The sequence below is a fragment of the Brevundimonas halotolerans genome, from assembly GCF_003730275.1.
Classification (GTDB): domain Bacteria; phylum Pseudomonadota; class Alphaproteobacteria; order Caulobacterales; family Caulobacteraceae; genus Brevundimonas; species Brevundimonas halotolerans.
Genome location: NZ_QTTA01000016.1, coordinates 1 through 24,612, shown reverse-complemented (window position 1 = coordinate 24,612; position 24,612 = coordinate 1). Strand labels below are relative to the sequence as shown.

General features: G+C 65.6%; 17 protein-coding genes. 10 read left to right on the top strand and 7 right to left on the bottom strand.

Annotated elements, in window-relative coordinates; genetic code table 11:
* Window positions 1-80 precede the first annotated feature (80 nt).
* The 3 genes from EG854_RS06160 to EG854_RS06150 form a co-directional block, all read right to left on the bottom strand.
* Window positions 81-2,510: an LPS-assembly protein LptD gene (locus EG854_RS06160; RefSeq protein ID WP_241153153.1), complete on the bottom strand. Its 2,430-nt coding sequence runs from the start codon at window positions 2,508-2,510 to the stop codon at window positions 81-83.
* Between the two features lie 74 nt (window positions 2,511-2,584).
* Window positions 2,585-3,706 carry an LPS export ABC transporter permease LptG gene (gene lptG / locus EG854_RS06155; RefSeq protein ID WP_123286948.1) on the bottom strand — a complete coding sequence of 374 codons (1,122 nt, stop codon included), beginning with the start codon at window positions 3,704-3,706 and terminating at the stop codon, window positions 2,585-2,587.
* Window positions 3,703-4,842, bottom strand: coding sequence for an LptF/LptG family permease (locus EG854_RS06150; protein WP_123286946.1), 1,140 nt, complete (start codon window positions 4,840-4,842; stop codon window positions 3,703-3,705). The genes lptG and EG854_RS06150 overlap by 4 nt, the downstream gene beginning before the upstream one ends.
* A gap of 140 nt (window positions 4,843-4,982) precedes the next feature.
* Between EG854_RS06150 and EG854_RS06145 the strand changes: the two genes are divergently transcribed.
* The 6 genes from EG854_RS06145 to rpoC all read left to right on the top strand — a co-directional run bounded on the left by EG854_RS06145 (window position 4,983) and on the right by rpoC (window position 16,375).
* The gene (locus tag EG854_RS06145) at window positions 4,983-6,458 is read left to right on the top strand and encodes a leucyl aminopeptidase (RefSeq protein WP_123286944.1); all 1,476 of its coding nucleotides are present in this window, start codon (window positions 4,983-4,985) and stop codon (window positions 6,456-6,458) included.
* A 34-nt stretch (window positions 6,459-6,492) separates the two neighbouring features.
* Entirely contained in the window at window positions 6,493-6,954 is a 462-nt protein-coding gene (locus EG854_RS06140; RefSeq protein ID WP_123286942.1) for a DNA polymerase III subunit chi, read from the top strand.
* Between the two features lie 50 nt (window positions 6,955-7,004).
* Window positions 7,005-7,295, top strand: a complete 291-nt coding sequence (locus tag EG854_RS13280; RefSeq protein WP_241153152.1) for a hypothetical protein — start codon at window positions 7,005-7,007, stop codon at window positions 7,293-7,295.
* Between the two features lie 51 nt (window positions 7,296-7,346).
* Window positions 7,347-7,628 (top strand): I78 family peptidase inhibitor, encoded by a 282-nt coding sequence (locus EG854_RS06130; RefSeq protein ID WP_123286940.1) that lies wholly within the window; start codon window positions 7,347-7,349, stop codon window positions 7,626-7,628.
* 300 nt (window positions 7,629-7,928) lie between these two features.
* Window positions 7,929-12,044, top strand: coding sequence for a DNA-directed RNA polymerase subunit beta (rpoB, locus tag EG854_RS06125; protein WP_123286938.1), 4,116 nt, complete (start codon window positions 7,929-7,931; stop codon window positions 12,042-12,044).
* A gap of 134 nt (window positions 12,045-12,178) precedes the next feature.
* Window positions 12,179-16,375, top strand: a complete 4,197-nt coding sequence (gene rpoC / locus EG854_RS06120) for a DNA-directed RNA polymerase subunit beta' (RefSeq protein WP_123286936.1) — start codon at window positions 12,179-12,181, stop codon at window positions 16,373-16,375.
* Window positions 16,376-16,432: 57 nt separating this feature from the next.
* Here rpoC and EG854_RS06115 read toward each other — a convergent pair whose 3' ends face one another.
* The 4 genes from EG854_RS06115 to EG854_RS06100 form a co-directional block, all read right to left on the bottom strand.
* Window positions 16,433-17,224: a hypothetical protein gene (locus tag EG854_RS06115; protein WP_123286935.1), complete on the bottom strand. Its 792-nt coding sequence runs from the start codon at window positions 17,222-17,224 to the stop codon at window positions 16,433-16,435.
* 69 nt (window positions 17,225-17,293) lie between these two features.
* Window positions 17,294-18,574, bottom strand: a complete 1,281-nt coding sequence (locus EG854_RS06110; protein WP_206423382.1) for an ABC transporter permease — start codon at window positions 18,572-18,574, stop codon at window positions 17,294-17,296.
* Entirely contained in the window at window positions 18,564-19,244 is a 681-nt protein-coding gene (locus EG854_RS06105) for an ABC transporter ATP-binding protein (protein ID WP_123286932.1), read from the bottom strand. The genes EG854_RS06110 and EG854_RS06105 overlap by 11 nt, the downstream gene beginning before the upstream one ends.
* A gap of 9 nt (window positions 19,245-19,253) precedes the next feature.
* The gene (locus EG854_RS06100) at window positions 19,254-20,831 is read right to left on the bottom strand and encodes an efflux RND transporter periplasmic adaptor subunit (protein ID WP_123286930.1); all 1,578 of its coding nucleotides are present in this window, start codon (window positions 20,829-20,831) and stop codon (window positions 19,254-19,256) included.
* Window positions 20,832-21,256: 425 nt separating this feature from the next.
* Here EG854_RS06100 and rpsL point away from each other — a divergent pair, with 425 nt between their 5' ends.
* From rpsL to EG854_RS06080, 4 genes are all read left to right on the top strand, one after another.
* A complete protein-coding gene (gene rpsL, locus EG854_RS06095) occupies window positions 21,257-21,628 on the top strand; it encodes a 30S ribosomal protein S12 (protein WP_123286928.1) in 372 nt (123 codons plus the stop codon).
* A 65-nt stretch (window positions 21,629-21,693) separates the two neighbouring features.
* The gene (rpsG, locus tag EG854_RS06090) at window positions 21,694-22,167 is read left to right on the top strand and encodes a 30S ribosomal protein S7 (protein WP_123286926.1); all 474 of its coding nucleotides are present in this window, start codon (window positions 21,694-21,696) and stop codon (window positions 22,165-22,167) included.
* Window positions 22,168-22,315: 148 nt separating this feature from the next.
* Window positions 22,316-24,394 (top strand): elongation factor G, encoded by a 2,079-nt coding sequence (fusA, locus tag EG854_RS06085; RefSeq protein ID WP_123286924.1) that lies wholly within the window; start codon window positions 22,316-22,318, stop codon window positions 24,392-24,394.
* Window positions 24,395-24,485: 91 nt separating this feature from the next.
* On the top strand, window positions 24,486-24,612 hold a 127-nt coding region (locus EG854_RS06080), incomplete at its 3' end, for a GTP-binding protein (RefSeq protein WP_231492570.1).

The following is a 24,612-nucleotide window of genomic DNA, read 5'->3' as shown; positions in this document are numbered from 1 at the left end:
GGAGCCCCGTATCAACTCAGCCCCGTATCAACGTAGATCGGCGCGAGGTCAAACTCGCTGGCGCGTGTCCAAGCCCCCGCCTACCAGCGCCTTTCATTCCGGTCATAGCCTGACCCTCCAAAAGTGGCGAGGTTTAGGCGGATGTAGACGCCGTCGGACGGACCGCTGGGTCTGACCCGGGTGTTGTCGCGTCGATAGCCGACTTCGAACCGGAAACAGTCGTCGTCAAACAGCAGGCCGATTTCCGAACGCGTGATCAGGTCGCGCTCCAGATCCATCACCCCCGCGCCGGCAATGCCCCAATTGCCCCAGATGAACTGCTGGCCGCGCAGTTCGACGAACTCATAGTTGCGGTTCAGGGGGCCGCCGAGGGGGTTCGAGCGATCAACGATATAGGTGACCGAGGCCCGGTCCCGGCGACGCCAGGTCGCCTCGACCGACGCTTCTGCCCGGCGGATATTGCCCGAGTCGTCGATCGTGGCATGGGCCCAGCCGCGCACGCCTTCAGACGGCGCGAAACTGCCCTGCACCACCCAGTCGGACGATGCCGAGACCAGGCCGCTCGGATCGTAAAAGGCCGGGGGTGCCAACGGGTCCGGGTTGGGGATCAGGGCCCTGAGACCGGGCTCATCATCGTCGCGCCAGCTCTTGCCGATGAACAGCGAAGCTTCGCGCGCCTCGCCCCAGCGATAGGTGGCCCGCGTGCCCAGGGTCAGGCGCACGCCGCCCTCATAGAAGTCGTATCCCGGGAAGCGATCCATCCGGAACAGGGAGCTTTCGTCCAGCTCCAGCGTCTGGCTGTCCTCGTTGGGAATGCGGGGGTCGAGGTCGGTCGCGGTGGAGACAGACAGCTGGGCCTGGGGCTCCACGATCAGGTCTCCGCCTCCGGCAAAGGACCGTACCAGCGGATAACGGACGTCCAGACCCGCGCTGAACCGGCCCCGGCTGAGGGTTTGCGTGCCAGCCTCGAAGGGTGCGGGCAAATCGTCGAGCGAATACAGGTCCACCCGTCCGTCGACAAACGGCTCCCAGATCACCCCGGCCCGGCTGACGAAGGCCCGGCGCCAGTCGAGCTGCCCGCTGACCCGGCGACTGTCGACGCCCGACAGGCCGGCCGGCACCGGATCAGGGACGATCTCGGGGCGAAGGACAGGACTGCCGACGAAATCGTCGCGGAACAGCGCGACCGACGAACCGCTCAGGCGCAGACGTCCGCCCATCACCTCGCCGCGCGGCTCCCACCGGGCCGTGATCAGGGGCGCGACCACCGGCAGGCTGCTGTCGGACTCGAACACATTCAGGCCGGGCGCGGCCTCATTCGGAATGGCAACCCTCAGGCTCTGGATGTCGAAGGCTGCGAGCGAGACATAGCTGCGCCGCGTCTGGTGCTCAGCATAGATCTGGCTGATCAGGCGGCGCTCGTCGCCATAGTAGAGGCCATTGTCCGGATAGGGATTGCGCACGTCATAGCGGTCGAACAGCGTCTTGTCGGAGACCCGCTCGACCGTGAAACCCCAGCGCCAGGGTCCGTCCGGATCAAAGCGCCCATAGGCAAGAAGATAGCTGCGATGCTCCCGATCCAGCGGCGTGGCGACATCGTCAATGCCGTCGCCGTCGATATCGAAATCCCCGAAGGTCCGCTCATAGGTATAGCCGCTGCGGACTTCGACGGTGCCGTCCGCAAAGCGCCTGCGCCACTGCACATTCAGGAGGGGGGCGACGCTGGTATTCAGTTGCGGGCTGATCAGCCAGTCCTCTGAGGGCGAGACGACGATCAGATAGGGCTGTTCGTATGAAACGCCCCGTTCCTCGTCGAAATCGATGATCGGCACCAGAAAGCCGCTGGCCCGCTCGACCGTTGGATCCGGGTGACCGAAGAACGGCAGGTAAAGAACCGGCACGCCACCGATCTTGAAGACGGCATTTCGATACAGAATGGCCCGCAGGGCTTCGTCCTGGACCACGCGCTCGGCCTGAATGGAAATGCTGGGTGTCTTGGGCCGGCCCTCCTCGTCGCAGATCGGGCAGGGGGTGAAGAGGGCGTAGTTGAGCTCGTTCAGCGTATCCGAACGGCGCACGGCCGTGGCCGCCATCAGGCTGGCGCCGTTCTCGAGGCGCGTGGCGAAATCGACGGCGATACCGGTCTGCAGGTCGTCTTCCAGTTCGAGAAGGGATGCAAAGACGACCGTTCCATCCGGGGCGGTCAGCTCAACCTCGCCCGAGGCGCTGGCGGTCTGGTTCGCCAGGTCATAGTCGATGCGACGCGCCTGCAGCGTGTGATCGCGGAACCGGGCGAACACGCGGGCGCCATCGGCTGGGCCCTCGGCCGTCAGCACATCGCCGTCGCGGGAGACCGATCCTGCATCCATGTAGACGGCCTCGGCGGCAAGGCCATCCGCCGAGCCAGCAGCAGGAGCGGGTGGCGTGGCGTCCTGTGCGAAAGCCTGACCGGCCAGAAACAGGGGCCCGCACGCCAGCGTCGCGACGCCCGCCAGCAGACGCCCGCGCAAATGGCGGTGTCGCGGGGCCCCTTGGCCGGACGAAATCCTGTCTTGCTTCACGTCAACCTCAAGCGGGGGCGGGCTCAGCCGTCCTCGGTATAGAACAGCAGGGTGAAGGCCGCGAGCCCGGTCAGCACCGGAGGCAACCATGCGGCCAGGAACGGCGGAATCACCTCTGCCGTCCCGAACGCCGCGAAGGTCTGATTTACGAAGAAAAAGGCGAAACCGAGGATGACGGCCGCAATCGACATGCGCGCCAGATCACCAAGCCGCATCAGGCGCAGGGAAAATGCCGCCGCCAGAATCGACATTGCGGCGAACATCAGGGGCGTGGCCAAAAGCTGGTGCAGCCGCAGCCGATAGGCTGTCGACGAAAAGCCCGCCTGCTCGACGCGCCGGATCTGGGTCGGCAGGGCCCACAGGGAGGTCGACTGGGGGCGGGCGAACCGGGCGAACGCCTCATCCCGCGCCAGGCTGGAGGGCAGGTCCAGCCGGGCATAGGACACAGCCCGCTGGCCGGTCTGGGCCCCGACCGCATCGGTCAGACGCCAGCTGCCCGAGGTCAGGGCCGCCGAGGCCGCATCAATCCGCTCGACGAAGCTCAGCGCGCCGCCCTCGCCGACAGTATAGATGAAGACCGTTACGTCCTGCAGTTGGGCCGTGGCGCTGTTCTGCCGCGCCGCGCGGATGATCATCTGGCGCTGGCTGTCGCCCTCGCGGATCCAGACGGCCTTGGGCTGGTCGACTTCCACCGGGGCTGAGGACAGCCGAGTGCGCTCCCGCTGGAACAGGCCATCGCCCCAGGCGGCGACGGGGCCAAGTACGGTGATGGTCAGCACACCGAAGATCAGTGCGGTTCCGGCCGCCGGCAGCACGAATCGCCAAGCCGAAAGCCCGGCGGCCCGCATGGCGATCAACTCGCTGCGTCGGTTGAGGCCGACATAGGCCGCCAGCGTCCCGAACAGGAAGACGAACGGCATCAGCTGCAGGATCACCGCCGGAGACTTCATCCCCATCAGGCCGAGGATACGCAGGGCCGACAGGTCAACGTCCGAGCCAACGCCGCGAGAAATCTCGACGAAATCGATCAACATGATCAGGCTGGCGATCACCGCCAGGGCCACCGTCAGGGCGCGGGCCTGCTGGATCAGGACGTAGCGTTCGATACGCCCGAGGCTGAGTATGCGGGTGGCCCTGAAACTCATGCGCCGGCACCCCGCGGCAGCAGCGCCCGGATGTCGAACAGGGCCAGGCGTCGACCGCGCCTCGGCGTGCGGAACAGCATGGCGGTGGCGAGCCCTGCCACAACCAGCGGGAAGGCGTATTGCAGGATGTTCAGCCAAGGGGTCCATGCCGCCGCTGCGACAAGGCCATAGCCAAAAATGCGAACCAGCAAAAAGACCGCCGCCGCCTTGGCGACCCGTATGCCGTAGCCCGTACGGCTGAACGATCCGGCCAGGATCGCCGCCAGCGCCAGCGCCATCGCCGTCAGGGCATAGAGCGGCGAGGCCAGCCGCGAGTGCCCCTCGGCCATCAGCTCATTGCGGGTCCCGACCGAGGGAATCATCTCGGGCCGGGGCATGAACAGGTCGCTCAGCCCAAGGTCGGCCGGCTTGAAGCGCGGTTGATCGGCCACCTCGGCAAAGGCGCCCAGCGGAAAGACATAGGTGTCGAACGACAACAGGTTCAGCACTCCCGCCGACGAATAGCGCTGGCTGGATCCGCCGATCAAGGTCAGCATCGGCTCCCCGTCCACCCGGCCGAACCGGGCCTCGCTGGCATTCCAAGTCTCGGTGGTTCCGTCGTTCTCAATATAGATGAACAGGTTTTTCAGCAGGCCGTTCTGCTCGATTTCCTGCACATAGACGGTCAGCCCGTCGGGGCCCTGAACGAATTCGCCTTCCTCGACCAGCAGGGCCGCAAGATCGGACCGCACGGCAAAGGCTTCGGTGCGCGCCGTCGTCTGCGACCAGGGCTGCACCACGGCATTGATCAGCAGCCCGAGCGCTACGACGATCAGGGCCAGCCGCACGGCCGGGCGGATCAGGGCGGTGCGGGTCAGGCCTGCGGCCTGCGCCGCTGTCAGTTCCTGTTCGCGCTGCAAACGCGTCAGGGCGATCAGCGCGCCGACAAACAGGCCGATCGGCAGGACGACCCCCAGCAACTGGGGCACGGCCAGCAGGGTCAGCTTGAGCATCAGCCACAGGCTCTGGCCGCGCTCGACCACGAATTCCAGCTGTTCAAGACTCTGACTCAGCACGCCGATTCCCACCAGCGCACCGCACGCCCCGGCGACCGGCAGAAGCAGCTGGCGAAAAAGGTAGCCTTGAATCAGGGTCATGCGTGGGAAATTTTCGCCCGGTTGCAGGCTGTGTCGATAACGCCCATCTATTACACACGGAGGCGCGCGGACGAAACGGAACGTCGCCATTTGTATTTGTGTTTGAAACCCGGAGTGACCGCTCCGGCTGGGAGTGTTCTATGAAAATCGCCTTCGTCGCCGATCTCGGAAGCCCGCAGGCCCTGGCCCTGGTGGTGGGTGAAGGCCGGAAGCTGTGCGACGGGGGTAAGGCGTTCGATACCCAGACGGGCGGCGCGTTCAGCCGCGCCATGCAGTCGGGCCGCTTCACCGGTGGCAAGGGCAAGACCCTGGTCGTGACCGCGCCGCACGGGCTGGACGCTTCGGTCGTGGTTCTGGCCGGGCTGGGGGATCGCGAGGCCCTGACCGATCTGGCGATCGAGGAGGCGGTCGGGGCCGCCTATCACGCCGTGAAGATGAGCGGTGCGGAAAGCCTGACCGTCGATGCTCGGTCGCTCAGCGCCGAACAGGCCGCGCGCGTGGCCTTCGCCATCAAGCTGGCCGCCTACCGGTTCGACAAATATCTGACGCGTCAGAAGCCGGAAAAGGTTCCGTCAGTGACCGCCCTGAACATCGTCTGTGCTGACGCGAAGGCCGCCGAATCCGCGTTCGCCCCGATGTCGGCCGTGGCGGATGGCGTGATCTTCGCTCGCGACCTCGTGTCCGAGCCGGCCAACGTCCTCTATCCCGAAGAATTCGCCAAGCGCTGCAAGGCGCTGGAAAAGTTGGGCCTTGAGGTCGAGGTTCTGGACGAGAAGGAACTGGAAAAGCTGGGTTTCCGCACCCTGCTGGCCGTGGGCATGGGCAGCCGCCGGGAAAGCCAGGTCGCCATCATGAAGTGGAACGGCGGCAAGGCGGGCGATGCGCCCCTGGCCTTTGTCGGCAAGGGCGTCTGTTTCGACACCGGCGGCATTTCGCTGAAACAGCCCGAGGGCATGGAAGACATGAAGTGGGACATGGGCGGCGCCGCCGCTGTGTCCGGCCTGATGCATGCACTGGCGGGCCGTAAAGCCAAGGTCAATGCGGTCGGCGTTATCGGCCTGGTCGAGAACATGCCGGACGGCAATGCCCAGCGCCCGGGTGATATCGTCAAATCCCTGTCCGGCCAGACGGTCGAGGTGCTGAACACCGACGCCGAGGGTCGCCTCGTCCTTGCCGATTGCCTCTGGTACACGCAGGACCGCTTCAAGCCGAAATTCATGATCGATCTGGCGACCCTGACCGGGGCGATGATCGTCGCTCTCGGCATGGACTATGCGGGGGTTTTCTCAAACGACGACGCGGTCGCCGGCCCCATTCTCGACGCCGGCCTGAAGGTGGACGAGAATTTCTGGCGCATGCCGATCCCGGAGCAGTACGACCGCCACATCGATTCTCCGGCGGCGGACGTCAAGAATATGGGCAATGGCCGCGCCGGCGGCTCGATCACTGCGGCCCTGTTCCTGAAGCGCTTCGTTAACGACACGCCCTGGGCGCACATCGACATCGCGCCGACCGCCTGGGTCAGCAAGAGCCAGCGGTCGACGGTGCCGGACGGCGGTGTCGGCTTCGGCGTGCGCACGCTGGATCGCATGGTCGCCGATACCTACGAGGGCTGAGGCGAGCGGCAAGGGCAGGGAGCCGGGGTCGGCCATGACCGCAGCGGGACCACAGATCTGGTTCTATCACCTCGAACGGTCGGGTCTGGAGCAGGTGCTCCCGACCCTGCTGGACAAGGTGCTGCAGGCTGACCTCAGGGCCCAGGTGCGGGTCGCCGATGCCGATCTCGCTGCCCGACTGGCCGAGGCGCTGTGGACCTGGCGGGACGACAGCTTTCTCGCCAACGGCCACACTTCCGGCCCGCATCCCGAGCGACAACCGATCCTGTTCACGTCAGGAACCGACAATGTGAACCAGGCTCAGGCCCTGTTCATTGTCGATGGCGCAGGCTTTGAGCCGACGGAGGATTTCCAACGGTGTTTCATTCTATTCGACGGTCAGGACGAGGACGCGCTCACGGCGGCGCGCGCGCGCTGGAAGGCCCTCAAGGGCACGGGCGCGGACATCAGCTACTGGCGGCAAACTCTCGAAGGTCGCTGGGAAAAGGCGGGCTGATTGTCGGCGCCTTGGCGGTCGCGTTAAGCGCCTGTGCTGCGCCTGAGCCCATGCCGACCCGTCCGGTCGGGGTGGTGGTTCTGCCGCAAGCCAGTGCCGAGGGACGCACGCCTTATGCCAGCGCGCCGGTCGAGGTCGAGGATCCCAATGACCTGTGTCACGCCACCCCGCTCCAGTGGCTGGTGGGGCGGGATCGCAGCGAGATCCCGGTCCCGGTTGATTTGACCAACCGGCGGGTCGCCTGCACCACCTGCCCGCGGACCGAGGCCCATTCGCCCTATCTGCTGAACATTCTGTACGACGCGGGCACCAACCGGGTGACCGAGGTCAGCTGTGGCTAGGGAACCGGCCATGGTGCCCACGGTTTATTTTTAGAATGAAGGAGCCTTCCGATGTTGCTGCGTAACGTGATCCTGAGCGGAGGACTGGCCCTGCTGGCCGCCTGCGCCGCCAATCCCGAGATGCCGGCGCCGGACGGCATGGCCGACACCTGTGGTGCGGCCGGGTCCCAGAGCCTTATCGGACGCAATGTGGCGGCGGTCAGCTTTGCCTCGGACGCCAATGTGCGGGTCGCCTGCACCACCTGCGCGGTCACCATGGACTACAACCCCGACCGCATGAACGTGTTCTTCGATCAGGACACCGGCGTCATCGAGCGGGTCACCTGCGGCTGAGGCGGCAGGAATTTTTCCACAGGCCTTTATTTCGTCGGAAAAGCGAGTATATCACCGCGTTCCGCACAACTCTGTAACGAGTCCGCGCGACAGCGCCGAGGCCCGGTCCGTTGCCCTCCGACCGGTGCGAAGGCGCGCTCCTCCCCAAGGGAGCCGACATGACTGGTGTCCTGATCGCAGAGGCCCGTGGCCCGCGATCGAGGGTGGACACCGACAACCGTAAGGCCCGGGACCGCCGTCGGCGGCCGCGGGTCGTTGCTTTGAATGCGGGCCGCCCGGCCTGCTGATTGGGAAACAGGAATGGCCAAATCCTTCGACGGTCTCGCCCTCACGGCTCAGATCGCCTCCGCCACGTCGTTCACCGGCAAAAAGCGTATCCGCAAATCCTTCGGCCGCATCCCGGAAGCGGTGCAGATGCCGAACCTGATCGAGGTGCAGCGCGCCTCGTACGAGCAGTTCCTGCAGCGCGAGACGCGCGCGGGCGACCGTATCGATCAGGGCATTGAGGCGGTGTTCAAGTCCGTCTTCCCGATCAAGGACTTCAACGAACGCGCCGTGCTGGAATACGTCTCGTATGAGTTCGAGGCGCCCAAGTATGACGTCGAGGAATGCATCCAGCGCGACATGACCTATGCCGCGCCGCTCAAGGTCAAGCTGCGCCTGATCGTGTTCGAGACGGATGAGGAGACCGGCGCCCGCTCGGTCAAGGACATCAAGGAGCAGGACGTCTACATGGGCGATATCCCGCTCATGACGGACAAGGGCACCTTCACCGTCAACGGCACCGAGCGCGTGATCGTCTCGCAGATGCACCGTTCGCCGGGCGTCTTCTTCGACCACGACAAGGGCAAGACGCACAGCTCGGGCAAGCTGCTGTTCGCCGCCCGGGTCATTCCCTATCGCGGGTCGTGGCTGGACTTCGAGTTCGACGCCAAGGACATCGTGTTCGTCCGTATCGACCGCCGTCGCAAGCTGCCCGCCTCGACCTTCCTGATGGCGCTGGGCATGGACGGCGAGGAGATCCTCAAGACCTTCTACGAGACCGTGCCCTACGAGAAGCGCGGCGATACCTGGGTCACCCCCTACAAGCCCGAGCGCTGGCGCGGTGTGAAGCCGGAGTTCGACCTGGTCGACGCCGACACCGGTGAAGTCGTGGCCCCGGCCGGGACCAAGATCAGCGCCCGTGCGGCCAAGAAGCTGGGTGACACGACCAAGGCTCTGTCGCTGACCCCGGATGCCCTGGTCACCAAATATCTGGCCGCCGATGCGGTCAATATGGAGAACGGCGAGATCTACGCCGAGGCCGGTGACGAGCTGGACGCCGCCACCATCGACCTGCTGGTCGAGAACGGCTTCACCACCCTCGACATCCTGGACATCGACCACGTCACGGTCGGTGCCTACATGCGCAACACCCTGCGCGTGGACAAGAACAGCAGCCGCGAAGAAGCACTGTTCGACATCTATCGCGTGATGCGCCCGGGCGAGCCGCCGACCCCGGAAGCCGCCGAAGCGATGTTCAACTCCCTGTTCTTCGACTCGGAGCGCTACGACCTCAGCTCGGTCGGCCGCGTGAAGATGAACATGCGCCTCGAAACCCCGGAAGTCGGCGACGAAATCCGCGTGCTGCGCAAGGACGACGTCCTCAAGGTCCTGCAGATCCTGGTCGGCCTGAAGGATGGTCAGGGTGAGATCGACGACATCGACAACCTGGGCAACCGCCGGGTGCGTTCGGTCGGTGAGTTGCTGGAGAACCAGTACCGCGTCGGCCTGCTGCGGATGGAGCGCGCCATCAAGGAGCGCATGTCCTCGGTCGATATCGACACGGTCATGCCGCACGACCTGATCAACGCCAAGCCGGCCGCCGCCGCCGTGCGCGAGTTCTTCGGTTCGTCGCAGCTGTCGCAGTTCATGGACCAGACCAACCCGCTGTCGGAAATCACCCACAAGCGTCGCCTGTCGGCGCTTGGACCGGGCGGTCTGACGCGTGAGCGCGCGGGCTTTGAGGTCCGCGACGTGCACCCGACCCACTATGGCCGGATCTGCCCGATTGAAACGCCGGAAGGCCCGAACATCGGCCTGATCAACTCGCTGGCGACGCACGCCCGGGTGAACAAGTACGGCTTCATCGAAAGCCCCTACCGTCGGATCAAGGACGGCAAGGCCACGGACGACGTCGTCTATATTTCGGCGATGGAAGAGGCCAAGCACGTCATCGCCCAGGCCAACATCGAGCTGAAGGACGGCGAGATCGTCGATGATCTGGTCCCGGGCCGGATCAACGGTGAATCGCAGCTGCTGCCCAAGGCCGACGTCGACATGATGGACGTGTCGCCGAAGCAGGTCGTGTCGGTCGCCGCCGCCCTCATTCCCTTCCTCGAAAACGATGACGCCAACCGCGCGCTGATGGGCGCCAACATGCAACGTCAGGCCGTGCCGCTGGTACAGTCCGACGCGCCGCTGGTCGGCACCGGCATGGAGGCGGTCGTGGCCGTCGACTCCGGCGCCGTTGTGGTCGCCAAGCGCGACGGTATCGTCGAGCAGATCGACGGCACCCGGATCGTGGTGCGCGCCACCAACGAGGCCGATGCCGGTCGTTCGGGCGTCGACATCTATCGCCTGTCCAAGTTCCAGCGTTCGAACCAGTCGACCTGCATCAACCAGCGCCCGATCGTGCGCGTGGGTGACGAGGTCAAGGTCGGCGACGTGATCGCGGACGGTCCCTCGACCGACCTCGGCGAACTGGCTCTGGGCCGCAACGCCCTTGTCGCCTTCATGCCGTGGAATGGCTACAACTTCGAGGACTCGATCCTGATCTCGGAGCGCATCGTGCGTGACGACGTCTTCACCTCGATCCACCTCGAGGAGTTCGAGGTCATGGCCCGCGACACCAAGCTCGGGCCGGAGGAAATCACTCGCGATATCCCGAACGTCGGTGAGGAAGCCCTGCGCAACCTCGACGAGGCGGGCATCGTCGCCATCGGCGCCGAAGTCCAGCCGGGTGACATCCTGTGCGGCAAGGTCACGCCCAAGGGCGAAAGCCCGATGACCCCGGAAGAGAAGCTGCTGCGCGCCATCTTCGGCGAAAAGGCTTCGGACGTGCGGGACACCTCGCTGCGCCTGCCGCCCGGCGTCGCCGGCACGGTGGTCGATGTACGGGTCTTCAACCGCCATGGCGTCGACAAGGACGAGCGCGCGGTCGCCATCGAACGCGCCGAGATCGAGCGTCTGGGCAAGGACCGTGACGACGAGCTGGCCATTCTGGAACGCAACGTCTACGGCCGCCTCAAGCCCCTGCTGCTGGGCAAGAATGCCGTCTCGGGTCCGAAGGGTCTGGGCCGCGGCGAGGTCACCGAGGACAAGCTGGGCAACCTGTCGCGCGGCCTGTGGTGGCAGATCGCCCTCGACGATGAAAAGGCCATGGCCGAGCTTGAGGCCATGAAGAAGCAGTTCGAGGACGCCCGCAAGGCGCTCGATCGCCGCTTCGAGGACAAGGTCGAGAAGCTGCAGCGCGGCGACGAACTGCCCCCGGGCGTGATGAAGATGGTCAAGGTCTTCGTGGCCGTGAAGCGCAAGCTGCAGCCCGGCGACAAGATGGCCGGTCGTCACGGCAACAAGGGCGTCATCTCCAAGATCCTGCCGATCGAGGACATGCCGTATCTGGAAGACGGCACTTCGGTCGACATCGTGCTGAACCCGCTGGGCGTGCCCTCGCGCATGAACATCGGCCAGATCTTCGAAACCCACCTGGGGTGGGCGGCTGCGGGCCTTGGCAAGCAGATCGCCGGCCTGCTGGATGACTGGCAGCACGGGGGTCAGAAGAAGGCCCTGATCGAACGCCTGACCGACATCTACGGCAAGGAAACCCCGCTGCCGCAGGATGAGGACGACCTGATCGAACTGGCCCGGAACCTGTCGAAGGGCGTGCCCTTCGCCACGCCGGTCTTCGATGGGGCCAACATCGGCGACATCGAGCGTCTGCTGGTCGAGGCCGGTCTGGAGAAGTCGGGACAATCGATCCTGTACGACGGCCAGACGGGCGATCGCTTCAAGCGTCCGGTGACCGTCGGCTACATCTACATGCTGAAGCTGCACCACCTGGTCGATGACAAGATCCACGCCCGCTCGATCGGCCCGTACTCGCTGGTCACCCAGCAGCCGCTGGGCGGCAAGGCGCAGTTCGGTGGACAGCGCTTCGGTGAGATGGAGGTCTGGGCGCTGGAAGCCTATGGCGCCGCCTACACCCTGCAGGAGATGCTGACGGTCAAGTCCGACGACGTGGCCGGCCGCACCAAGGTCTATGAAGCCATCGTCCGCGGCGACGACAGCTTCGAGGCCGGCATTCCCGAGAGCTTCAACGTGCTCATCAAGGAAATGCGCTCGCTGGGTCTGAACGTGGAGCTGGAGAACAGCTGAGTTCGAAGTGGCGAGTGACGTGTGGCGAGTGACGAGAAATCGTCGCCGCCGTTCAGACCTCACTCGCCACTGACCACTCGCCTCTCGCCACTCTTCATTAATTTCGCGGGCTATCCCGCAGCAAGGAACTCAAGATGAACCAGGACGTCCTGAACATCTTCAACCCGGTCCCGGTCACCCCGACCTTCGACCAGATCAAGATTGCCCTCGCCTCGCCGGAAAAGATCCGGTCGTGGTCGTTCGGTGAGATCAAGAAGCCGGAAACCATCAACTATCGTACGTTCAAGCCCGAGCGTGACGGCCTGTTCTGCGCCCGTATCTTTGGTCCGACCAAGGACTACGAATGCCTGTGCGGTAAGTACAAGCGCATGAAGTACAAGGGTATTATCTGCGAGAAGTGCGGCGTTGAGGTCACCTTGGCCCGCGTCCGTCGCGAGCGGATGGGCCACATCGACCTGGCCGCTCCGGTCGCCCACATCTGGTTCCTGAAGTCGCTGCCGTCGCGCATCTCGCTGATGCTCGACATGGCGCTGAAGGACGTTGAGCGCGTCCTGTATTTCGAGAACTATATCGTCACCGAGCCGGGCCTGACCCCGCTGAAGCAGAACCAGCTGCTGACCGAGGACGAATTCTATCGCTATCAGGAAGAGTTCGGCGATGACGGCTTCACCGCCGAGATCGGGGCCGAGGCTGTCCGCAACCTGCTGATGGGTATCGACCTGCACGCCGAGGCTGAAAAGCACCGCGCCGAACTGGCCGACAGCCCGTCGGAAATGAAGGCCAAGAAGGCCTCCAAGCGCCTCAAGCTGATCGAGGCCTTCCTCGACAGCGGCAACAAGCCCGAGTGGATGGTGCTGACGATCGTGCCGGTCATTCCGCCGGAACTGCGCCCGCTGGTGCCGCTGGACGGGGGGCGTTTCGCGACCTCGGACCTGAACGACCTGTATCGCCGGGTCATCAACCGGAATAACCGCCTGAAGCGCCTGATGGAGCTGCGTGCGCCGGACATCATCATCCGCAACGAAAAGCGGATGCTGCAGGAGTCGGTCGACGCCCTGTTCGACAACGGCCGCCGCGGTCGCGTCATCACGGGTGCCAACAAGCGCCCGCTGAAGTCTCTGGCCGACATGCTGAAGGGCAAGCAGGGCCGCTTCCGCCAGAACCTGCTCGGCAAGCGCGTCGACTATTCGGGCCGTTCGGTCATCGTCGTGGGTCCCGACCTCAAGCTGCACGAGTGCGGCCTGCCCAAGAAGATGGCGCTCGAGCTGTTCAAGCCGTTCATCTATGCGCGCCTGGACGCCAAGGGCCTGTCGGGCACCGTCAAACAGTCCAAGCGCATGGTCGAGCGCGAACAGCCCCAGGTCTGGGACATCCTCGAAGAGGTGATCCGCGAGCACCCGGTTCTGCTGAACCGCGCGCCGACGCTTCACCGTCTGGGCATCCAGGCGTTCGAGCCCAAGCTGATCGAGGGCAAGGCCATCCAGCTGCACCCGCTGGTCTGCGCCGCCTTCAACGCTGACTTCGACGGCGACCAGATGGCCGTGCACGTCCCGCTGAGCCTCGAGGCGCAGCTGGAAGCGCGCGTCCTGATGATGTCGACCAACAACATCCTGTCGCCGGCCAACGGCAAGCCGATCATCGTGCCGTCGCAGGACATCGTGCTGGGGCTCTACTACCTGTCGCTGGTCAAGGACGGTGAGCCGGGTGAGGGCAAGCTGTTCGCCAACATCGGCGAGATCGATGCCGCGCTCGACGCCGGTGTGGTCAGCCTGCACACCCGCATCAAGGCCCGCTGGACCGAGATGAATGCCGAGGGCGAACTGATCACCAAGGTGATCGATTCCACCCCGGGCCGCATGAAGCTGGGCGCCATCCTGCCCAAGAATCCGAACGTCGGTTACCGGCTGCTGGAAAAGAACCTGACCAAGAAGGAAATCGGCAATCTGATCGACGTGGTCTATCGCCACTGCGGCCAGAAGGCGACGGTGATCTTCGCCGACCAGATGATGGGCCTGGGCTTCCGCGAGGCGGCCAAGGCGGGCATCTCCTTCGGCAAGGACGACATCGTCATCCCGACCAAGAAGGTCGGCATCGTCGATGAGACCCGCACCCAGGTCGAGGAATACGAACAGCAGTACGCTGACGGCCTGATCACCAAGGGCGAGAAGTACAACAAGGTCGTTGACGCCTGGGCCAAGTCCACGGACCGGATCGCCGACGCCATGATGGCCGAGATCGCCCAGCCGCGCGTGCTGGCCGAGGGCGAACGCCCCGACATCAACTCGGTGTTCATGATGGCCAACTCCGGCGCCCGCGGTTCGCAGGCCCAGATGAAGCAGCTGGGCGGGATGCGCGGCCTGATGGCCAAGCCGTCCGGCGAGATCATCGAGACACCGATCGTGTCGAATTTCAAGGAAGGCCTGACCGTCCTTGAATACTTCAACTCGACCCACGGCGCCCGTAAGGGTCTGGCCGATACCGCGCTGAAGACCGCCAACTCGGGTTATCTGACCCGCCGTCTGGTGGACGTGGCGCAGGACTCGATCGTCACCGAGGAAGACTGTGGCTCGACCCGGGGTATCACCCTGCGGGCCGTGGTCGAGGGCGGTGATGTGCTGGTCTCGCTGGGTCAGCGCGTGCTGGGCCGTTACGCGGCCGAGGACATCAAGGAGCCGGGTTCTGACACCGTGCTGCTGCCCGCCGACACCTATCTCCAGGAAGAAGAAGTCGAGATCCTGGACGCGGCCGGTGTGCAGGCGGTCAAGGTCCGTTCGGCCCTGACCTGTGAAGCCGAAGCCGGCATCTGTGGCCACTGCTATGGCCGTGACCTGGCGCGCGGGACCAACGTCAACATCGGCGAAGCGGTCGGTGTTATCGCCGCCCAGTCGATCGGCGAGCCGGGCACCCAGCTGACGATGCGGACGTTCCACATCGGCGGCACGGCCCAGGTGGCGGAAACCTCCTTCATGGAGGCGACCAACCCGGGGACGATCAAGATCACCGGCCCGACCGTCAAGGCGGCGCACGGCGATCTGGTGGCCATGAGCCGCAACGTCGTCGTCACCATCGTCGTCGACGGCAAGGACCGCGAAACGCACAAGGCGCCTTACGGGGCCCGTATCCGGGTGACCGAGGGCACGGAAGTCACGCGCGGCCAGCGTCTGGCCGAGTGGGACCCCTACACCACGCCGATCCTGACCGAAGTGGGTGGCACCATCCGCTTCGAGGATCTGGTCGAGTCCCTGTCTTTCCGCGAGGAAACTGACGAGGCGACCGGTATCGCCCAGCGCGTCGTGGTCGACTGGCGTGCCAATCCGCGCGGGTCCGACCTGCGTCCGGCCATGGGCATCACCAACGGTGATGAATATGCCAAGCTGGCCTCGGGCTCTGACGCCCGTTACCTGCTGCCGGTCGGCGCGGTTCTGTCCGTGTCGAACGGGGATGTGGTCAAGCCGGGCGAGATCATCGCCCGCGTCCCGACCGAAGGCGCCAAGACGCGCGACATCACCGGCGGTCTTCCGCGGGTGGCCGAGCTGTTCGAGGCCCGTCGTCCCAAAGACTGCGCCGTCATCGCCGAAATGGATGGCCGCGTGGAATTCGGGCGCGACTACAAGAACAAGCGCCGCATCAAGATCACCCCGGAAGTGGATGCCGACGGCAACCAGGCCGAGGCGGTCGAGTTCCTGATCCCGAAGGGCAAGCACATCTCCGTCCACGACGGCGATCTGATCCAGAAGGGCGACTACATCATCGACGGCAACCCGGATCCGCACGATCTGCTGCGCATCCAGGGCGTCGAGGCGCTGGCCGAGTATCTGGTGAACGAAGTGCAGGAGGTTTACCGACTGCAGGGCGTGCCGATCAACGACAAGCACATCGAGGTGATCGTTCGTCAGATGCTGCAGAAGGTCGAAATCCTGGATTCGGGTGAAACCACCCTGATCAAGGGCGACCACGTCGACATCCCCGAGGTCGATATCGAGAACGCCAAGGTCATCAAGCGCAAGGGCCGTCCGGCCATCACCCAGCCGGTCCTGCTGGGCATCACCAAGGCGTCGCTGCAGACCCGCAGCTTCATCTCGGCGGCGTCCTTCCAGGAAACCACCCGCGTGCTGACCGACGCCTCGGTCAACGGCAAGGTCGACAACCTGGAAGGCCTCAAGGAGAACGTCATCGTGGGCCGCCTGATCCCGGCGGGCACCGGTGCCTATCTGCGCGCGCTGCAGAAGGTCGCCAACGAGCGCGACGCGGTCCTGACCGATGCCCGCGAGGCGGCGGTCGAGGCTCTGCCGGCCGACTTGGCCGCCGAGCTGGAAGAGACCGACGGTTGAGTTCAGCCTGAGCAATGAAATGAAACGGGGCGGTGTCGAAAGGCACCGCCCTTTTTCTTACTCCTCGGGGTCTCGCCGCCGGTCGCCGAGTCCCTCGTCGAGGGTGTCATTGGCATCCCGACGGAAGCCGGGGTCGAGGTGCGCACCGGGGCAGCCCATGCCGAAGTTCGAGCCGGGACAGTCGCCGACCCCGGTCACGCCCGTACCCCCTGCCAGCGGCCTGCGGCGGGCCTCATAGGCTTCCATCTCGCGACGGCCCTCGGCGGCGAAGCGGGCGTCGCGGGCGGCGTTGCCGCTGCCCGAGATGGGCCGGGCGAGGGCCGCACCTTCGTTGAAGGCCTCATCGCAAAGCGCTTGCTCAGCAGCGGGCATGCGACCGTTGCGGGCATTGCAGCCGAGCGTGCTGGTGCGCAGGCTGCGGGCGACAAGCGCACGCTCCTCCGCAGGTCGGGCCAACCAGGCCGGGTCGACCAGGTCGGAGCCGGGCGCCCCGGGCGCAGCCGGGCGGCTCTCGGTCTGAACGGCCTCGTCTTCCTCATCCTCCGGGCGGGTCAGCAGGTCGCGGGGCAGGGGCACACGATCCGACGGCACGGCGTCGGCTGAAGGTGAGGGGGGCGCAACGCGGGGGATGCGGGGCGTCTCACCCTCCAGCAGCGGGCGCGGCTCGATCTCGAGATAGATCGGGGGATTAAAGGGTTGGGCAGGGACCGTGGGATCGAAGGTGTTCAGGGCCAGCAGGCTCAGCACCAGACCGTGGGCCAGAACCGATCCGGCCACCACCAAAGGGTTGCGGACCCGCGGTCTGGCCACCGCCGCCGTGATCGCCTTCAGCCGTTCGGATGGGTTCACGTGTCGCAGCCTCCCCGGTCGGGGGAGACAAGCGGCCAACCGTGGCCGGGTTGGGGCCGAAATGAGGGCCTATTCGCGGCGAAGCGCCTCAATCGGGTCCAACTGGGCCGCGCGCCAGGCGGGATAGGCCCCGAACACCACGCCGACAAAGGTCGAAAAGCCGATGGCGAGCGGCGCGGCCCAGGCGGGAATGGCCGCCGGCCAGTCTCCGAATTTCGACATCAGCAGCGCCCCGCCGACGCCCAGCACCAGGCCGAGCAGGCCGCCGAGCAACGACAGGGCCACCGATTCGAGCGCGAACTGGGTCAGCACATCGCTGCGCCGCGCGCCGATGGCCATCCGCAGGCCGATCTCACGCGTCCGCTCGGTCACCGACACCAGCATGATGTTCATGATCCCGACCCCGCCGACCAGCAGCGACACCCCGGCCACTGCGGCCAGCAGGATGGTGAAGGTGGCCGTCGAGGACTGCGCCGCCTCCTGAATGGACGTCAGGTTCTGCACATTGAAGTCGTCGTCCTGACCCGGGCGGATCCGGTGCCGGTCACGCAGCAGCTCGGCCACGTCCTGCTCCAGCCGATAGAGGGCGTCTTCATCGACCGCCTTCACATAGATCTGGTTGACGCTGTTCCCGCGCGAGCCTGAACCCCGCCCGATCACGCGACTGCGCGCGGCATCCAGCGGGATCACGACAATGTCGTCCTGGTCCTGAAAGCCGGACTGGCCCTTGGCCCCCAGCACGCCCACGACCGTGAAGGGGATGGGCCCGATCCGCATCCGCTGGCCGACGGGGTCGACGCCTTCGCCGAACAGTTCGCGCACAACCGTCTGGCCCAGGACGGCGACCTTGCGACCACTGTCGGCGGCGGCCTGATCGAACATCTGGCCCGAGACGATTTCGAGGTCGCGCGCGACCAGATAGTCAGGGGTCACCCCCTCGATCCGGCTGGCCCAGTTGGCGCCGTCATAGACCAGCTGCGCCCCGCCATTGACCGCAGGCGATACCGCCCTGACGCCGTCGAGGGTGCGCATGGCCTCGGCGTCATCAACGGTCAGACTGTCGCCCGAGCCGCCGCCGCCACGCACAAAACCGCCGCCGGCGCCCCGCGGCGCGCCCGGCCGGATGACCAGCATATTGGTGCCGAGGCTGGACAGGGCTTCCTCGACCCTCTGCTGGGCGCCCAGACCGATCGAGGTCATCATGATAACCGCGGCCACGCCGATCACGACTCCCAGCGACGTCAGGGCCGAACGCATCGGGTGGGCGGCAATCGCGCCCACGGCAAAGCGCACCAGTTCAAACGGGCTCATCGTGCCGCCGGCGGTCAGGGGAGGGCGGTTATCCGACATTGCGGTCGTCCGATACGATATGGCCGTCGCGGAAGGCGATGCGGCGACGGGCGCGGGCCGCGACCTCATTGTCGTGGGTGACGATGCACAGCGTCAGCCCCTGACTGTTCAACTCGTCGAACAGGGCCAGCACCTCCTGACCGGTGGCGGTGTCCAGCGCGCCGGTCGGCTCATCGGCCAGCAGCAGGTCGGGGGCGTTGGCCAGCGCGCGGGCGATGGCCACCCGCTGCTGCTGCCCGCCCGACATCTGGGTCGGCTTGTTGGCCAGGCGATCGCCCAGACCGACCCGCTCCAGCAGGGCCACGGCGCGATCCCGACGCTCGGCCGCCGGGATGCCGGCATAGATCATCGGCAGTTCGACATTCTGCACGGCGGTCAGGCGGGGCAGCAACTGGAAGGACTGGAAGACGAAGCCGATCCGCCGGTTACGGAAACTGGCCAGTTCGTCGTCGTCATAGTCGGCCACGGGGTCGTCCTCGAACCGGTAGTCGCCCGCCGTCGGGCGATCCAGCCCGCCCAGCACATTCATCAGGGTCGACTTGCCCGAACCGGACGGTCCGACGATGGCCACATGCTCGCCGCGCCCGATGGTCAGCGACACGCCGCCGAGTGCGTGGATGACATTGTCGCCCATGACATAGGTCTTGGTCAGCTTCCGGATATCGATCATCGGTCGGTCCTAGAAGCCACGCGGGCCACCGCCACCGCCGGTGACGCGGGCGGCCTGTTGCTTGGCGCGGGCATCGGGCGCACGCGGGCCGCCGCCGGTGATGACCTGATCGCCGGCCTTGAGCTCCCCATCGATGATCTCGGTATAGGAGCCGTCGGTCGCCCCGGTCCGGACGGGCACGCGCACCGGCTTGCCGTCGCGCAGCACCCAGACCACGCCCCGGTTGCCACCGCCAGCGAGGCGTAGGCGCTGGGTCTCCATGATCGCCTGCTGGTCCGGGCGCAGCAGGGGTTTGATCTCGTCGAGGGCGGCATTCAGGATCGCCGCCGAGGCCGGATTGCCGCCCCGCTGTCGCTGGCCTCCGCCCGCGCCCCGCTGGGCCCGCATGTCCTGCTGGGCCTTTTCAAGGATCGGCATGACGGTGGTCCGCTGGGTGGCGTCCAGCTTCAGTTCCTCAACCAGGGTGGTGACGATATTGCCGCGTCCCGCGCCGCGCTGGCGATTGCCACCTCCCGCAGCCGGCCCGAACGGCGATCCCCCACCCCCAGCCCGACGCGCCTGCTGCTCGGCCAGCACATCGCCGGGAGTAAACCGCAGGGCCGCATTGGGCACGCGCAACACATTGCGCTTCTCTTCCAGAATGATGTCGGCATTGGCCGTCATGCCGGGCAGCAGCCGCTCGCCCGGATTGTCCGCCTCGACCACGACCGTATAGGCGACAACGCTGGATTCCGTGGTCGGCAGCACCCGGATCTGGGTGACTTGTCCGGTGAAATTGTCGTCGGCAAAGGCATCGACGGTGAAGCGCACTGTCTGGCCGACCCGCACGGCGCCGATGTCGGCCTCATCGACCGTCACCAGCGCCTGCACCCGCGACATGTCCTGGGCCAGGGTGAACAGGACGGCGACGTTCAGTCCCGAGGCGACCGTCTGGCCCGGCTCGATCTGGCGGTCGATGACGATGCCGTCGATCGGGGCGGTGATGGTGGTCCGGCCCAGGGTCGCCTGATTGGCGCGCAGCTGCGCCTGTTGCTGACGCACCTGGGCGCGGGCGCTCTGCTCATTGGCGCGGGCAGTCCGCAGCGAAGCCTCGGCCGTGTCCAGCGCGGCCTGGGCGATGATCTGCCGATCAAACAGGAATTTCTGGCGGTCATACTCGGCCTGGGCCAGGGCGACCTGGGCCTCAGCCTGGGCGATCCCGGCCTGGGCCGAGGCGATGGCGGCCTGCGACTGTTCGACCGACGACTGCTGGTTCTGCGGGTCCAGCCGCGCCAGCACCTGACCCCGCCGCACCCGGTCATTGTAGTCGACCAGCACGTCGGTCACCTGACCGGAAATCTGCGAGCCGACCTCGACGGTGACTAGGGCCTCCAGCGTACCCGAGGCCGAGACACTGCGCACGATCTCGCCCGTGCGGATCGCTTCGGTCCGGTAGGGATCGGCGTCGCTGCCGCCGCGCAGGAATAAGAACCAGACCGCCAAGGCGACCAGCAGGACACCGACGCCGCCGATGATCCAGCCGCGACGGTTTCGCCTGCGCGGACGGGGTTTGGACGGGGCAGGGCCGGTCGATAGGGTCGAGGTCATGCGGATCGGATCTCATCGGTCAGTGGGCGCCTGCCGGGGAGCAGGGACGTGAAGGCTTAACGCCGTGATCCGGCGTTTCCGTCGCAAACTCAGCACGAAACCCGCAGAACCGTAGATGAAGGTGGCCCGCCCCGGCTCTGCCCTGCCGCAACCCTTGACCCCGGCCCCTCCCGCGCGTAGAAGGCGCCACCTTCGAGACGGGCCCCGGTCCGGACCGGACGTGACAATCGAGATTGAACGGGCTGTGCCCGCCGGAACGTCCATAGCGCACGTTCCGGCTTTTGCGTTTGTCGTGACCGGGTGGCCCAGCCGCCTCGAACCCAAACCCGGGACGCCTTCAGGGGCGCTCCAAAAAGAAGGCCATGAGGGGCGCACCGGCCGACAGGCACACGCTCCCGCGATTTGAAAAAGAGAGACGCGTTCGAATGCCCACGATCAACCAGCTGATCCGCAAGCCCCGTCAGCCCAAGGTGGCCCGCAACAAGGTCCCCGCCCTGAAGGGTTGCCCCCAGCGCCGCGGCGTCTGCACCCGCGTGTACACCACCACCCCGAAGAAGCCGAACTCGGCTCTGCGTAAGGTCGCCAAGGTGCGCCTGACCTCGGGCATCGAGGCGGTGTGCTACATCCCCGGCGAAGGCCACAATCTGCAGGAGCACTCGGTGGTGCTGATCCGCGGCGGCCGCGTGAAGGACTTGCCCGGCGTTCGCTACCACATCCTGCGCGGCGTGCTCGACACACAAGGCGTCAAGGACCGCAAGAAGCGCCGTTCGCACTACGGCGCCAAGCGTCCGAAGTAAGCCTTCGCGCCCTCCGATACATGCCCGGCTGAGGCCGGCCCCCAGACAACCAAGAAGAGCAAGCCATGTCCCGTCGTCACCGCGCCCAGAAGCGTGAAGTTCTGCCGGATCCCAAATTCGGGGATCTGATCGTCACCAAGTTCATGAACTACGTCATGTACGAGGGCAAAAAGGCCGTCGCCGAAAACATCGTCTATGGCGCGTTCGACATCCTGGCCGACAAGAAGAAGGACATGGAGCCGGTCGCGACCTTCCATTCCGCGCTCGACAACGTCGCTCCGGCCGTCGAAGTTCGCTCGCGTCGCGTCGGTGGTGCCACCTATCAGGTGCCGGTCGAGGTTCGCCCCGAGCGCCGTCGCGCCCTGGCCATCCGCTGGCTGGTCAACGCCGCCCGCAAGCGCGGTGAAAACACCATGACGGAAAAGCTGGCCGCCGAGCTGCTGGACGCCGCCAACAACCGCGGTACCGCCGTCAAGAAGCGCGAAGACACCCACAAGATGGCTGAAGCCAACCGCGCTTTCAGCCACTATCGCTGGTAGGCGCCTTCAAAGCGTCACCTGCACTGACTATCTGAGGGTTCACGGCGCGGGCGGTTTCAGCTAAATCGCCCGCGCCGCTTATCCGCACAGACCGACTTTCCCGAGGGCGCTGAACGCGTCCTGATCTCACTTCAAGGCACGTTTTCCCATGGCCCGCATCAACAAGATCGAGGACTACCGCAACTTCGGCATCATGGCCCACATCGACGCGGGCAAGACGACGACGACCGAGCGGATCCTGTTTTACACCGGCAAGAACCACAAGATCGGCGAAGTGCACGACGGCGCGGCGACCATGGACTGGATGGACCAGGAGATGGAGCGCGGCATCACCATCACCTCGGCCGCCACGACCGCTTTCTGGCGCGAAAAGCGCCTGAACATCATCGACACCCCCGGTCACGTGGACTTCACCATTGAAGTCGAGCGCTCGCTGCGGGTGCTGGACGGTGCCGTGACCGTGCTGGACGGCAACGCCGGCGTTGAGCCGCAGACCGAAACCGTCTGGCGCCAGGCCGACAAGTACCGCGTGCCGCGCATCGTCTTCGTCAACAAGATGGACAAGATCGGCGCCGACTTCGACAAGTCGGTCGAGTCGATCCGCGACCGTCTGGGCGCCAAGGCCGTGCCGATCCAGTTCCCGATCGGTTCGGAATCGAACCTGACCGGCCTGGTCGATCTGGTCCGCATGAAGGCCGTGATCTGGGATAACGACAACCTTGGCGCCAGCTTCCGCGACGAGGAAATCCCCGCCGATCTGGTCGACAAGGCCAATGAAGCCCGCCAGTACCTGATCGACAACGCCGTCGAGCTGGATGACGAGGCGATGGAAGCCTATCTCGAGGGCAATGAGCCGTCGGAAGAGACCATCAAGAAATGCATCCGCAAGGCCGTTCTGACCGGCGCCTTCTACCCGATCCTGTGCGGCTCGGCCTTCAAGAACAAGGGTGTCCAGACCCTGCTTGACGCCGTCGTCGACTATCTGCCGTCGCCGATCGACATTCCGCCGACCCCGGGCATCGACTTCAAGACCGAAGAGCCCGTCGTCCGTCAGGCCTCGGACGATGAGCCCCTGTCGGTTCTGGCGTTCAAGATCATGGACGACCCCTTCGTCGGCTCGCTGACCTTCTGCCGCATCTATTCGGGCAAGATGGAAACGGGCATGGGCCTGCTGAACTCGACCCGCGACAAGAAGGAGCGCGTCGGCCGTATGCTGCTGATGCACTCGAACAACCGCGAGGACATCAAGGAAGCCTATGCCGGCGACATCGTCGCCCTGGCCGGCCTCAAGGACACCCGCACGGGTGACACCCTGTGCGACCCGATGAAGTCCCCGGTGATCCTCGAGAAGATGGAATTCCCGGCGCCGGTGATCGAGATCGCCGTCGAGCCCAAGTCCAAGGCCGATCAGGAGAAGCTGGGCGTCGCCCTGGCCAAGCTGGCCTCGGAAGATCCGTCCTTCACCGTCTCGACCGACCACGAGTCGGGCCAGACCATCCTGAAGGGCATGGGCGAGCTGCACCTGGACATCAAGATCGACATCCTGAAGCGCACTTATAAGGTCGAGGCCAACATCGGCGCGCCGCAGGTGGCCTATCGTGAATCCATCAGCCGCAAGGCCGAGATCGACTACACCCACAAGAAGCAGACCGGGGGTACGGGCCAGTTCGCCCGCATCAAGCTGGTGTTCGAACCCGGCGAGCCCGGCTCGGACTTCGTCTTCGAGTCGACCATCGTCGGCGGTGCCGTGCCCAAGGAGTACATCCCGGGCGTCGAGAAGGGCCTGAAGTCCGCCAAGGACAATGGTCTGCTGGCCGGCTTCCCGGTCATCGACGTCAAGGCGACCCTGGTCGACGGCGCCTACCACGACGTCGACTCCTCGGTGCTGGCCTTTGAAATCGCGGCCCGCGCCGCCTTCAAGGAACTGCGCGAGAAGGGTGGACCCAAGCTGCTCGAGCCGATCATGGCCGTCGAGGTGGTGACTCCCGAGGAATACCTGGGCTCGGTCATCGGCGACCTGAACGGTCGTCGCGGCATGATCCAGGGTCAGGACATGCGCGGCAACGCCACCGTCGTGAACGCCTTCGTGCCGCTGGCCAACATGTTCGGCTATGTGAACACCCTGCGGGGCATGTCACAGGGCCGCGCCCAGTTCACCATGCAGTACGACCACTATGAGCCGGTGCCGCAACACGTCGCCGACGAAGTGATCAAGAAGTACGCCTAAACCCCAACCCCTGCTTTCGGCGGACCCCGGTCCGCCGGGGGCCCTGAAACCCCAAGGACGAGCCCCCTGTTCAGGGGACGGAGAGAAGAGAATGGCCAAGGAAAAGTTTGAACGCACCAAGCCGCACTGCAACATCGGCACGATTGGTCACGTTGACCATGGCAAGACGACGCTGACGGCGGCGATCACGATGACGCTGGCGAAGGCCGGTGGAGCCA

Excerpts from the sequence above, each read along its gene's own strand:
- EG854_RS06100 (WP_123286930.1), bottom strand. The coding sequence starts at position 20,831 with ATGACCTCGACCCTATCGACCGGCCCTGCCCCGTCCAAACCCCGTCCG.
- fusA (WP_123286924.1), top strand. The coding sequence starts at position 22,316 with ATGGCCCGCATCAACAAGATCGAGGACTACCGCAACTTCGGCATCATG.
- EG854_RS06110 (WP_206423382.1), bottom strand. The coding sequence starts at position 18,574 with ATGTCGGATAACCGCCCTCCCCTGACCGCCGGCGGCACGATGAGCCCG.
- EG854_RS06140 (WP_123286942.1), top strand. The coding sequence starts at position 6,493 with ATGACCGCAGCGGGACCACAGATCTGGTTCTATCACCTCGAACGGTCG.
- EG854_RS06150 (WP_123286946.1), bottom strand. The coding sequence starts at position 4,842 with ATGACCCTGATTCAAGGCTACCTTTTTCGCCAGCTGCTTCTGCCGGTC.
- EG854_RS06105 (WP_123286932.1), bottom strand. The coding sequence starts at position 19,244 with ATGATCGATATCCGGAAGCTGACCAAGACCTATGTCATGGGCGACAAT.
- EG854_RS06145 (WP_123286944.1), top strand. The coding sequence starts at position 4,983 with ATGAAAATCGCCTTCGTCGCCGATCTCGGAAGCCCGCAGGCCCTGGCC.
- rpoB (WP_123286938.1), top strand. The coding sequence starts at position 7,929 with ATGGCCAAATCCTTCGACGGTCTCGCCCTCACGGCTCAGATCGCCTCC.
- EG854_RS06130 (WP_123286940.1), top strand. The coding sequence starts at position 7,347 with ATGTTGCTGCGTAACGTGATCCTGAGCGGAGGACTGGCCCTGCTGGCC.
- rpsL (WP_123286928.1), top strand. The coding sequence starts at position 21,257 with ATGCCCACGATCAACCAGCTGATCCGCAAGCCCCGTCAGCCCAAGGTG.
- EG854_RS13280 (WP_241153152.1), top strand. The coding sequence starts at position 7,005 with ATGCCGACCCGTCCGGTCGGGGTGGTGGTTCTGCCGCAAGCCAGTGCC.
- lptG (WP_123286948.1), bottom strand. The coding sequence starts at position 3,706 with ATGAGTTTCAGGGCCACCCGCATACTCAGCCTCGGGCGTATCGAACGC.
- rpsG (WP_123286926.1), top strand. The coding sequence starts at position 21,694 with ATGTCCCGTCGTCACCGCGCCCAGAAGCGTGAAGTTCTGCCGGATCCC.
- rpoC (WP_123286936.1), top strand. The coding sequence starts at position 12,179 with ATGAACCAGGACGTCCTGAACATCTTCAACCCGGTCCCGGTCACCCCG.